Below are 11,579 nucleotides of genomic sequence, written 5' to 3' on the forward strand. Positions count from 1 at the left end.
CCCCCCCCCGACCAGGTCGGTGGCCTCGGAGAGGACCTCGAAGGTCTCACCGAGGTCGTTGACCTCTTCGGCGCCCGCGTCGAGCACGGCGCCGAGAACGTCGTCCTCGGCCAGCTCGCCCTTGGGGACGATGACGACGCCCTTGCGGTTGAAGAGGTACGACACCGAGCCCGGGTCGGCCATGGAGCCGCCGTTGCGGGTCATGGCGACGCGGACGTCGGAGGCGGCGCGGTTGCGGTTGTCGGTGAGGCACTCGATGAGGACCGCGACGCCGTTCGGTCCGTAGCCCTCGTACATGATCGTCTCGTAGTCGGCGCCGCCGGCCTCGAGACCGGCGCCGCGCTTCACCGCCGAGTCGATGTTCTTGTTCGGGACCGAGCTCTTCTTGGCCTTCTGGATGGCGTCGAACAGCGTCGGGTTGCCGGACACGTCCGCGCCACCGGTTCGGGCCGCGACCTCGATGTTCTTGATCATCTTCGCGAAGAGCTTGCCGCGCTTGGCGTCGATCACGGCCTTCTTGTGCTTCGTCGTAGCCCATTTAGAGTGGCCGGACATCTGCCTGTCTCCTTCGCGTAACCCAACCTGGACGAACTCCCCGGGCCTGCGGAGCCTGAGGGGACCCCCAGATCCTACAAGGACGCCGCCGCCCGGTTCGCGCGCACCATGTCGACGAACAGGGCGTGCACACGGTGGTCGCCGGTCAGTTCCGGGTGGAACGAGGTGGCGAGCGCGTCGCCCTGGCGGACCGCGACGATGTGACCGCCGTGCTCGGCGAGCACCTCGGCGCGGGCGCCCACGGACTCGACCCAGGGAGCGCGGATGAAGACCCCCTCCACGGGAGGGCCGGCCACGCCCACGACGTCCACCGTGGCCTCGAAGGACTCGTTCTGGCGTCCGAAGGCGTTGCGGCGCACGATCATGTCGATGCCGCCGACGGTCTCCTGGCCCGAGCGCGGGTCGAGGATCTTGTCGGCGAGCATGATCATGCCCGCGCAGGTGCCGTAGACGGGCATGCCGGACCGCACGCGCGCGCGGAGGGGCTCCATCACGCCGAACAGGACGGCCAGCTTGGAGATGGTCGTGGACTCGCCGCCCGGGATGACGAGGCCGTCGACCTCGGCGAGTTCCTCGGGCCGCCGCACCGGCCTGGCCACGGCGTCGGCCGCGGCCAGGGCGACGAGGTGCTCCCGAACGTCGCCCTGGAGGGCCAGGACGCCTATGACAGGGGCTGTGTCGCTCATGAGGTGTTACCAGCCGCGGTTGGCGTAGCGCTCGGCCTCGGGGAGGGTGTCGCAGTTGATGCCGACCATGGCCTCGCCCAGGTTGCGGGACGCGTCCGCGATGATCTTCGGGTCGTCGTAGAAGGTGGTGGCCTTCACGATGGCGGCGGCACGCTTGGCCGGGTCGCCGGACTTGAAGATGCCGGAGCCGACGAAGACGCCCTCGGCGCCGAGCTGGCGCATCAGCGCGGCGTCGGCCGGAGTGGCGACGCCGCCCGCGGAGAACAGCACGACCGGGAGCTTGCCGAGCTCGGCGACCTCCTTGACCAGCTCGTAGGGGGCGCGCAGGTCCTTGGCGGCGGCGTACAGCTCGTTGTTGTCGTAGCCGCGCAGACGGGCGATCTCGTTCTTGATCTGGCGCAGGTGACGCACGGCCTCGACGACGTTGCCGGTGCCGGCCTCGCCCTTGGAGCGGATCATCGCGGCGCCCTCGGCGATGCGGCGCAGGGCCTCGCCCAGGTTGGTGGCGCCGCAGACGAACGGGGTCGTGAACGCGAACTTGTCGCTGTGGTTGACCTCGTCGGCCGGGGTGAGGACCTCGGACTCGTCGATGTAGTCGACGCCGAGCGACTGCAGGACCTGGGCCTCGACGAAGTGGCCGATCCGGGACTTGGCCATGACCGGGATGGACACGGCCTCGATGATGCCCTCGATCATGTCGGGGTCGGACATCCGGGCGACGCCGCCGTCCTTGCGGATGTCGGCCGGAACCCGCTCCAGCGCCATGACGGCGACGGCGCCCGCGTCCTCGGCGATCTTCGCCTGCTCCGGCGTGACGACGTCCATGATCACGCCGCCCTTGAGCTGCTCGGCCATGCCGCGCTTCACGCGCGCGGTGCCGGTCTCGGGGGTCTGGTTTTCGGAGATCGTGCTGGACACGGGTGACCTCACTAGTCGAAAAGAGGATTCTTCGGCACTGAGGAAACGCGAATGGACCAGTCCACAGCAAGGGCCAATGGACATCCGGTGGATCCTTTTCCCGGGCGGGAGCGCCGAAGCCCTCCGCCACGCACCGGCGCGACGCCCGGGAAGGCTCGACCGGTCCCCGGTCAGGCGGCCCGGTCGGCCAGGGCGGACGGGGGTTCGTCGTCCATCTCGAAGGCCATCGGGAAGGGTGCGTGCCCGGCCAGGCGGAACCAGCGGACCTTGCGGTGCTCGCGCAGTCGGCGGACGGCGCCCACCGCGTCGTTGTGGAAGCGCCGGGCCATCGGGACCCGGCGGACGGCCTCCGTGAGCTCGCGGGCCGCCTCCTCCCCGCCGGGCGCCTCACGCACGACCTCGAGCTGCTGGACGTCCGCGAAGACGGCCCGAAGGGCCTGGCTGAGCTCGCTCTCGGCGACCTCGCGCTGCTCCTCCTCGGCCTGCCGGGCGGCGTGCGCGGCCTCGTACAGGACGATCGAGGCGGCGGGGTCGAGAACCTTGGAGGTGGCCAGTTCCTGGGCCACCGACGCACGGCGCAGCAGCTGCGCGTCGAGCGCGGCGCGGGCTGCGTCGATGCGGGCGTGCAGCCGGTCGAGCCGTCCCGCCGTCCAGCTCAGGTAGAGGCCGATCGCGACGAGGACGGCCAGGATCCAGATCAGGGTTGCGGTCACGGGCGGCAAGGCTACCCGTGACCCCCTCGGCGGTGCGGCGGGTCAGTCCCGTGCCAGGCCGAGCCGGGCCCGCAGGCCCGTCGATCCCCGTTCGTCGTCGGCGGCGACCGCCGCGGCTCCCGCCGTCACCGTCTCGTAGACGGACAGGATGTCCGCGCCGACGGTCGACCAGTCGAAGCGCCGCACATGCGCACTGCCCCGCTCGCTGAGCTGTCCTCTGCGTTCCGGGTCGCCGAGGAGCCGCACCGCCGCGGCGGCCAGCGCGTCCGCGTCCTCGTTCGCGAACAGCTCGCCCGCCGCTCCCTGGTCGAGGACCTGGGCGAAGGCGTCCAGGTCGGAGGCGAGCACGGGAGCTCCCGCAGACATGGCCTCGACGAGGATGATGCCGAAGCTCTCGCCGCCCGTGTTGGGCGCGATGTAGAGGTCGACGCTGCGCAGGAAGCGCGCCTTGTCCTCGTCGCTGACCATGCCGAGGAACTCCACGCGCGCGTGCAGCTCCTGCGGCAGGCTCTCCACCGCCTCCTTCTCGTCGCCGCGGCCGGCGACCAGCAGCCGTGCGTCCGGGCGTTCGGCGAAGATCTTCGGCAGGGCCCGCATCAGCACGGGCAGGCCCTTGCGCGGCTCGTCGATGCGTCCGACGAAGCCGAGGGTGCCGCCCTGCCACTCGGGGTTGGGCTCGGCCTTGGCGAAGAAGTCGACGTCGACGCCGTTCGGGATGACGACCGCGTCGCCGCCGAGGTGCTCGACCAGCGTCCGCCGGGCGTACTCGCTGACGGCGATCCGCGCGCTGATCTTCTCCAGGGCGGCCTGGAGGATGGAGTACGCGGCGATCATGGCCCGCGAGCGCGGGTTGGACGTGTGGAAGGTCGCCACGATCGGCCCCGAGGCCGCCCAGCAGGTCAGCAGGCCGAGCGAGGGAGAGGTCGGTTCGTGGATGTGGACGACGTCGAACGCGCCGTCGTGCAGCCAGCGTCGCACGCGCGCGGCGGACAGGAAGCCGAAGTTGAGGCGGGCGACGGAGCCGTTGTACGGCACGGGGACCGCACGGCCGGCCGAGACGACGTACGGCGGCAGCGGGGTGTCGTCGTCGGCCGGGGCGAGGACGGACACCTCGTGGCCGAGCCGGATGAAGTACTCGGCGAGGTCGCGGATGTGGAACTGCACGCCGCCCGGGACGTCCCAGGAGTACGGGCAGACGATGCCGATTCTCACGCGGGCGCCCCGTCCGGGGGGCCGGGTCGCGACGGGCGGGGTTCCAGGTCCGCGAGCCACAGTCTCTGCAGCATGTGCCAGTCCTCCGGGTGGTCGGCGATGCCGGTGGCGAAGGCGTCTGCCAGCGCCTGTGTCATGACAGACGTCTTGTCGGCCCGGGTGCCTGTCCCGGGCACCTCGATCGGCGGATGCACCCTTCCCTGCATGACGGGCGAGTCGTCGTACCAGAGCGTGACGGGCAGCAGCAGCGCGCCGGTCTGCTGGGCGAGCAGGGCGGGTCCGGCGGGCATCCGGGCGGCGGCCCCGAAGAAGTCGACCTCGACGCCGGAGGCGGACAGGTCGCGCTCGGCGACCAGGCAGACCAGTCCGCCGTCGCGCAGCCGCCGGGCCAGGGTGCCGAAGGCGGAGCCGCCGGTGTGCGGCAGCACCTCCATGCCGAGCCCCTCGCGGTAGGCGACGAACCGGTCGTACAGCGTCTCGGGCTTGAGGCGTTCGGCGACGGTGGTGAACGGCGTGCGCAGCTTCGTGGTGACCCAGGCGCCGGCCAGGTCCCAGTTGCCCATGTGCGGCAGCGCGAGGATGACGCCCCGGTCCGAGGCGATGCCGTCCGTCAGATGGTGCAGGTCCTTGGGGTCGAAGCCCTCGGCGACGCGCTCGGCGCTCCAGGCCGGCAGCCGGAAGGACTCCATCCAGTACCGCAGGTAGGAGCGCATTCCCGCGCGTGAGAGCTCGGCCAGGCGCTCCGGGCCCGCGTCCGGGACCACGCGCGCGTAGTTGCTCTCCAGCCGCAGCACGCCCTTCCCGCGCCGCTTCCACGCGAGGTCGGCGACGGTGTGGCCGAGGCGTACGGCGACGGGCTCGGGGAGCTTCTTGACGGCGCTCCAGCCCAGGCCGTACAGCGCGTCCGTCAGACGCTCCCGGGCGCTCACTTCGCGGCCTCGCTCCCCCGGGCCTCGCTGCCCTGTGCCTCGTCCGCCCGCTCCGCGACGTCCGTGGCGCCGGCTGCGGCGCCGGCTGCGGCCGCCTGCTCCGCCTCGGCGGATTCCCGGCGGACGGTGACGACGCGCTGGATCAGCGTGACGAGACTGCCGACGGCGACGATCCACAGCGCGATCGGCAGCAGCACCTGGATGCCGGGCACGCCGAACGCGTGCAGACCCGCGAGTCCCGCCGCGACCAGCGAGATCACCAGGCGCTCGGCACGTTCCACCAGTCCGTTGACGGCGACCGGCAGGCCGATCGACTCGCCGCGGGCCTTCGTGTACGACACCACCTGACCGCTGGCCAGACAGAAGATCGAGACGGCGCACAGGGCGTTGTCGGCGCCGTGGCCCGCGTACCAGAGCGCGAAGCCGCCGAAGATCGCGCCGTCGGCGACCCGGTCGAGCGTGGAGTCCAGGAAGGCCCCCCAGCGGCTGCTGCGGCCGAGCTGGCGGGCCATGTTGCCGTCGACGAGGTCGGAGAACACGAAGAGCGTGATCACGATCGTGCCCCAGAAGAACTCGCCCCGGGGGTAGAAGACCAGCGCGCCCGCGATCACGCCGGCGGTGCCGAGGAGCGTGACCGTGTCGGGGCTCACGCCCCGGCGGATGAGAAACGCGGCGAACGGTGTGAGGACACGCGTGAAGAATGCACGCGCGTACTTGTTCAGCATGGCCTTCCCGAGGGTCGGTGTGGCCGTGCGGCCCCTGCTGGCCGTCGGCTGGCCCATCGTAGTCACGCGCGTGTGCGTGCGACGGTCGGGCTCCCGGCCCCCGCCCCCGTGTCACGGCCGCAGGGCGTCCGGGGAACGGCCGGGTCGCGTCCGTCGTATGGACGCGCCGTGACGGGAGTGGAAAGCTCGAAGGACCGCGGGCGTCGCCGGAGCCGCCATCGCACGCGGGGCCGTGGTGCCCGCGCCCCCAGTGACCTCACCGTGCACGGGAGGCAAGGAAAATGGGCGACAAGGCGAATGCACACCCCGGAGCCGCCGGCAGGGCTACGGCGGCCGACCAACCCGCGTCCGTACGGAATGTGGTGCTGGTCGGCCACTGCGGATCGGGCAAGACGACGTTGGTGGAAGCTCTCGCGCTGAGCGCGGGAGCGGTGAACCGGGCGGGCCGTGTGGAGGACGGCGGCACCGTATCCGACTACGACGAGATCGAGCACCGGCAGCAGCGCTCGGTGCAGCTGTCGCTGGTGCCCGTCACGTTCGACGGCATCAAGGTCAACCTCCTCGACACTCCCGGATACGCCGACTTCGTCGGGGAGCTCAGGGCCGGTCTGCGCGCCGCGGACGCGGCCCTCTTCGTCGTATCGGCGGCGGACGGCGTGGACGGGTCGACCCGCATGGTCTGGGAGGAGTGCGCGGCCGTCGGCATGCCCCGGGCGATCGTCGTCACGCACCTGGAGGCCGCCCGCGCGGACTTCGAGGAGATGACGCGGATCTGCGCGGAGGCCTTCGGCGCGGACGACCCGGACGCGGTCCTGCCGCTGTACCTGCCGCTGCGCGGTCCCGAGGGACCCGACGGGCACGCGCCGGTGACGGGGCTGACCGGTCTGCTGTCCCGGACGCTGTTCGACTACTCCTCCGGCGAGCGCAGGGAGTCCGAGCCGGACGAGGAGCGGTTGCCGGTCATCGAGGAGGCCCGCAACCGGCTGATCGAGGGGATCATCGCCGAGAGCGAGGACGAGACCCTCATGGACCGGTATCTCGGCGGCGAGCAGATCGACGTCAAGACGCTGATCGACGACCTGGAGCGGGCCGTCGCGCGCGGCGCCTTCTTCCCCGTCCTGGCGGCCGCCCCCGCCGCCGACGGCGCCCGGCAGGGCCTCGGCACCGTCGAACTCCTGGAACTGGTCACCAGGGGGTTCCCGACGCCTCTGGAGCGCGAGGCGCCGCGCGTGACGACGGTCGACGGCCGGCCACGGGAGCTGAAGCCGTGCGATCCGGACGGTCCGCTGGTCGCCGAGGTCGTGAAGACCTCCTCCGACCCCTACGTCGGCCGGGTCTCGCTGGTCCGCGTGTTCTCCGGGACCCTGCACCCCGACGAGACCGTCCACGTCTCCGGTCACGGCCTCGCCGACCGCGGTCACGAGGACCACGACGTCGACGAGCGGATCGGCGCCCTGTCCGCGCCGTTCGGCAAACAGCAGCGGACCCTGACCCACTGCATCGCGGGCGACCTCGCGTGCGTGGCGAAACTCGGCCGCGCGGAAACCGGCGACACCCTCTCGGCGAAGGACGACCCGCTCCTCATGGAGCCCTGGCAGATGCCGGACCCGCTGCTCCCGCTGGCCATCCAGGCCCACAGCAAGGCCGATGAGGACAAGCTGTCGCAGGGCCTCGGCCGACTGGTCGCCGAGGACCCCACGATGCGCCTGGAGCACAACCAGCACACCCACCAGGTGGTGCTGTGGTGCCTGGGCGAGGCGCACTCGGACGTCGCGCTGGAGCGGCTGCGCTCCCGCTACGGCGTCCAGGTCGACGTCGTCCCGCACCGGGTCTCCCTCAGGGAGACGTTCGCCGCGAAGTCCGCCGGACGCGGGCGGCATGTGAAACAGTCCGGCGGGCACGGCCAGTACGCCGTCTGCGAGATCGAGGTGGAGCCGCTGCCGGGCGGCTCGGGCATCGAGTTCGTGGACCGGGTCGTCGGCGGTGCGGTGCCCCGGCAGTTCATCCCGTCCGTCGAGAAGGGCGTCCGGGCGCAGGCGGCCAAGGGGGTGGCGGCCGGGCATCCGCTGGTGGACGTGCGGATCACGCTGCTGGACGGCAAGGCGCATTCGGTGGACTCCTCCGACGCCGCGTTCCAGACAGCCGGCGCGCTGGCGCTCCGGGAGGCGGCGGCCGACGCGAGGATCCATCTGCTGGAGCCGGTGGCCGAGGTGTCCGTGCTGGTGGGCGACGAGTACGTGGGCACCGTGATGAGCGATCTGTCGGGGCGGCGCGGACGCGTGCTGGGCACCGAGCAGACCAGCGGAAGCCGCACGCTCGTGCGGGCCGAGGTGCCGGAGATCGAGATCGGCCGGTACGCGGTGGATCTGCGCTCCCTCTCGCACGGCACGGCCCGTTTCCAGCGCGCGTACGCCCGGCACGAGCCGATGCCGCCCCAGGTCGCCGAGAAGGTGCGCCAACAGGCGGAGGCAGGCTGACGGTTGGTGGCGCACCGGTCCCAAGTGGCCGGTGCGGCACCACGCGGAGGGCTTTCTTCCGGTTCGGCGGGCGGCTTCGGCCGTCCGCCGACGGATGTCGGCGCCTGCCGATACGCTGATGACCTGATCAACAGGTGTGCGGAGCACGGAAGTCGGGAAAGCCGCAGAAGCGAGAGCAGCGGCGATCGGGGGCGGGAATGACCGTTGGCAGCGGTTACGCGGACATCTTCGGACCGCAGGTGCCGCAACAGGGCGACGGAGGGCAGACACCGACGTTCGGCCTGGCGTCGGCGGCCTACCGGGACAACCCGGTCGAGGACATCAAGAAGGCCGACAACGAGTGGCACGAGACGGCGGTCAACGGCGGCCGCAGCTGGGCCCGGATCTTCCGGCCCAACCTCGGCGAGGCGTTCTCGCAGGCGGTGATCGACCGCATGCTGGGCGTCGGCCGCAAGCCGCTCATCCAGTCCTTCGGCAGCGAGCCGCAGGTGGTCGTCGAGCACTGCCTCGCCGCCAACCGCATCCGCCGGGAACGCGACCAGAAGCTGACCGGCGTCATGGTGCTGTGCGGCCTGCTGTTCCTGCCCGGCCTGCTGGTGTGGCTGCTCGTCTTCCAACTGCGGGCGAGCATGGGGAAGCTGGACGACAAGCGGGTCTCCGGCCTCGGCACCGGCCTGCTCGTCGCCATGGGCGCGCTCGCCGTGCTGTTCCTGGTCAAGATGCCGTTCGCCGGCGTCGTGGGGTGGTACGCGCGAGGGTGCGTCGTGGCGCCCGTGGTCGGCTGGTTCCTGGCCAAGCGGATCTGCGAGGGCACCGCGGTCGACCTTCGGCAACGCTGGGACAGCCTGCTGTCCGGCGGAAGCGTCGGCGCCAAGGTCCCCGAGGCCGTGCCGACCAGCCCGAACCAGACGGCGGCGGAGCAGCTGCGCCAGTCCCTGGCCCGGCTCAGCGCGGAGCAGCAGTCCAACTCGGTCTTCTACGCGGGCCCCAAGGGCATACTCGGCATGGGCACACGCTGGGGGGCCTGGCACCTCGCCGAGGAACTGGTGCCGAGCGACCCGAACAAGGGCGTCCACGAGTTCCGCAGCTGGACCGTCGTACGCGCCATCCACGACCAGCTTTCCGTGCTCAACCGCCAGAGCCTGAAGACCGGCGGTTTCCCGGCGCCCACGGTCCGGCACTGGATCGTCACCCCGGTCGGCGAGAACGCCAAGGCGGTCTCGCGGCCGGAGGGCACCGACGTCGAGGCGTACCAGGTCAAGCCGCGGGCCATAGAGGACATCTGCAACAACCAGCAGTTCGGCGGCGGCGACCGGCACTACCTGGGCGTCCAGTGGCCGCTGTGGGACGGCCAGTTGATCATCACGATGCTGATCACGGTGACGGTGCTGCACGAGACGCTGCGCATCGAGGTCACCGGGCACGCCCTGGGCCCGGTGAACGGTCTGTTCACCACCAAGCCCGAGGCCCCGGTCAAGGAGGTCGCCAAGAGCGTCCGGTTCTGGGAGACCCGGACGGTCAAGCTGCCGCTGGTCACCGCCGACGAGGTGGTCCGGGTGGCCGCACGCGCCACGATCAGCTGGTATCCGCCGCTGCTGAAGTGGCTCGGCGGCTCGATAGGCCTGCCCGAGCCCTTCGGACTGCGGCACGCCTGGGCGGACCAGCCCTGGCGTCATCGCTTCATGGCCGACGACGCCCTGCGGGCGGCCACCCCGGTGCTGCGCGTGGTGCACTCGGCCGCGCTCAAGGTGCTCAAGGAGCACGACGTGAACATCGACAAGTTCACCTCGCGGTCGTCGATCCTCAGCGGCGCCGTCCAGGACGTGGCGCCGAGGAAGGCGGACACCTACGACGCGTAAGACCGCCGGCGGTCGGCCGGACTCGCGCGGGCGACCCGGGCGCGCCGTCCCCCCGGGGGCACAGCCCCCGGACCCCGCTGTCAGCCCTGGACGGGCCTCGTCCCCGAACGCCGGACGGGCTGACAGCGGGCACGGGGTGTCCACATCCCCGATCAGCCCGCCGCATCACTCATGTCAAACCGTCGGCCAGGCCTCTGCCAGCATCTTCCTCGTGTCCGCCAAGAGCTGCGGCAGCACGCGCGTGTGGCCCACCACCGGCATGAAGTTCGTGTCGCCGCCCCAGCGGGGCACGATGTGCTGGTGCAGGTGGGCGGCGATCCCGGCGCCCGCGACGGCGCCCTGGTTCATGCCGATGTTGAAGCCCTGCGCGCCGGACGCGAGGCGCAGGGCCGTCATCGCCTGCTTGGTCAGCTCGCCCAGCTCGGCGGTCTCCGGACCGGTCAGATCGGTGTAGTCGGCCACATGACGGTAGGGCACGGTCATCAGGTGGCCGCCGTTGTACGGGTACAGGTTCAGCACCGCGTACACGTGCTCACCGCGCCGGACGACCAGCCCGTCCTCGTCGGACTTCGCCGGGATGGCGCAGAACGGACAGCCGTCGCCGGCACCGGGGCCGGTCGGCTTGTTCTCGCCCTGGATGTAGGCCATCCGGTGGGGAGTCCACAGGCGCTGGAACGCGTCCTGCGTCCCCACTCCGATCTGCTGCTCGGGCTCACTCGTCATGCAAGGCAGCATATGGCTTCGCCCGTTCGCGGCGTGTCGCCGGGGTTCGCGGGCGAGCGGTGCGAGCCAAGCTGGGCCGATGGACGACGACAGCCGCCTCTCCCGCTGGGAACAGCGCACCGAGGCGCCCCTCGCACTGGCCTCGCTGGCCTTTCTCGGCGGGTACGCCGTCCACGTCCTCGCCCAGGCCGTCGCGGACGGCTGGCGGGACCTCTGCTTCGCGGTGATGCTGACGGCGTGGGCGATGTTCGCCGCGGACTACGGGGTGCGCTGGAGACTCAGCGGAGAGCGCCTGCGCTTCGTCCGCTCCCACTGGCTGGACGGACTGGTCGTCCTGCTCCCCCTCCTGCGGCCGCTGCGGATCGTCAAGCTCTACGAGGCCGTGCAGCGCCGGCACGGGCAGCCCCGGTTCTCGCTGCACGCACGCGTGATCACCTACGCCGGGCTGTCGACGGGACTGCTCGGCTTCGCCGGCGCGCTCGCCGTGTACAGCCAGGAACGCGGAGCGCCCGGCGCGAGCATGAAGACCTTCGGCGACGCGCTCTGGTGGACCTGCGAGACGCTCACCACCGTCGGCTACGGCGACGTCACCCCCGTCACCTCCTGGGGACGGCTGATCGCGGTCGGGATGATGGCGTGCGGGCTGGCCCTGCTGGGCGCGGTCACCGGGTCGTTCTCGTCCTGGCTGATCCAGGTGTTCTCCCGGGAGGACGACAGGGCCGGCGGCCAGAGCCCGCCCGGCCCCCGGAACGGCGAAGGGCCCCCGGGGTGAACTCCCCGGG

At 71.6% G+C, this 11,579-nt stretch carries 11 protein-coding genes; 3 read left to right on the forward strand and 8 right to left on the reverse strand.

The genetic code is table 11. The features are described from left to right. The 7 genes from ACN6LD_RS23315 to pgsA all read right to left on the reverse strand — a co-directional run. The coding region (locus tag ACN6LD_RS23315; protein ID WP_445044166.1) for a YebC/PmpR family DNA-binding transcriptional regulator at nt 1–555 on the reverse strand (555 nt) is incomplete at its 3' end. Between the two features lie 74 nt (nt 556–629). Next, nucleotides 630–1,241 carry a pyridoxal 5'-phosphate synthase glutaminase subunit PdxT gene (pdxT, locus tag ACN6LD_RS23320; RefSeq protein ID WP_319186788.1) on the reverse strand — a complete coding sequence of 204 codons (612 nt, stop codon included), beginning with the start codon at nt 1,239–1,241 and terminating at the stop codon, nt 630–632. Nucleotides 1,242–1,247: 6 nt separating this feature from the next. Continuing rightward, on the reverse strand, nt 1,248–2,159 hold the full coding sequence (gene pdxS, locus ACN6LD_RS23325) for a pyridoxal 5'-phosphate synthase lyase subunit PdxS (RefSeq protein ID WP_057580365.1): 912 nt from the start codon (nt 2,157–2,159) through the stop codon (nt 1,248–1,250). 170 nt (nt 2,160–2,329) lie between these two features. After that, complete coding sequence (locus ACN6LD_RS23330) at nt 2,330–2,872, reverse strand: LemA family protein (protein WP_319186787.1); 543 nt, start codon at nt 2,870–2,872, stop codon at nt 2,330–2,332. 42 nt (nt 2,873–2,914) lie between these two features. Further along, entirely contained in the window at nt 2,915–4,084 is a 1,170-nt protein-coding gene (locus ACN6LD_RS23335) for a glycosyltransferase family 4 protein (RefSeq protein WP_319186786.1), read from the reverse strand. Then, entirely contained in the window at nt 4,081–5,013 is a 933-nt protein-coding gene (locus ACN6LD_RS23340) for a phosphatidylinositol mannoside acyltransferase (RefSeq protein ID WP_319186785.1), read from the reverse strand. The genes ACN6LD_RS23335 and ACN6LD_RS23340 overlap by 4 nt, the downstream gene beginning before the upstream one ends. Continuing rightward, complete coding sequence (pgsA, locus tag ACN6LD_RS23345) at nt 5,010–5,795, reverse strand: phosphatidylinositol phosphate synthase (protein ID WP_319186821.1); 786 nt, start codon at nt 5,793–5,795, stop codon at nt 5,010–5,012. Before pgsA ends, ACN6LD_RS23340 begins: the two co-directional genes overlap by 4 nt. 224 nt (nt 5,796–6,019) lie before the next feature. On the opposite strand from pgsA, the gene ACN6LD_RS23350 reads away from it, so the two are divergent. Both ACN6LD_RS23350 and ACN6LD_RS23355 read left to right on the forward strand, forming a co-directional pair. Continuing rightward, nucleotides 6,020–8,215 (forward strand): elongation factor G-like protein EF-G2, encoded by a 2,196-nt coding sequence (locus ACN6LD_RS23350; protein WP_319186784.1) that lies wholly within the window; start codon nt 6,020–6,022, stop codon nt 8,213–8,215. A 197-nt stretch (nt 8,216–8,412) separates the two neighbouring features. After that, entirely contained in the window at nt 8,413–10,074 is a 1,662-nt protein-coding gene (locus ACN6LD_RS23355; protein WP_445044167.1) for a hypothetical protein, read from the forward strand. A 174-nt stretch (nt 10,075–10,248) separates the two neighbouring features. On the opposite strand, the gene ACN6LD_RS23360 is transcribed toward ACN6LD_RS23355, so the two are convergent. Next, entirely contained in the window at nt 10,249–10,809 is a 561-nt protein-coding gene (locus tag ACN6LD_RS23360) for an HIT family protein (protein WP_445044168.1), read from the reverse strand. Nucleotides 10,810–10,876: 67 nt separating this feature from the next. On the opposite strand from ACN6LD_RS23360, the gene ACN6LD_RS23365 reads away from it, so the two are divergent. Then, a complete protein-coding gene (locus ACN6LD_RS23365; RefSeq protein WP_445044169.1) occupies nt 10,877–11,569 on the forward strand; it encodes a potassium channel family protein in 693 nt (230 codons plus the stop codon). The last annotated feature ends 10 nt before the right edge of the window (nt 11,570–11,579 follow it).

This window comes from Streptomyces sp. SAS_272, assembly GCF_052543235.1.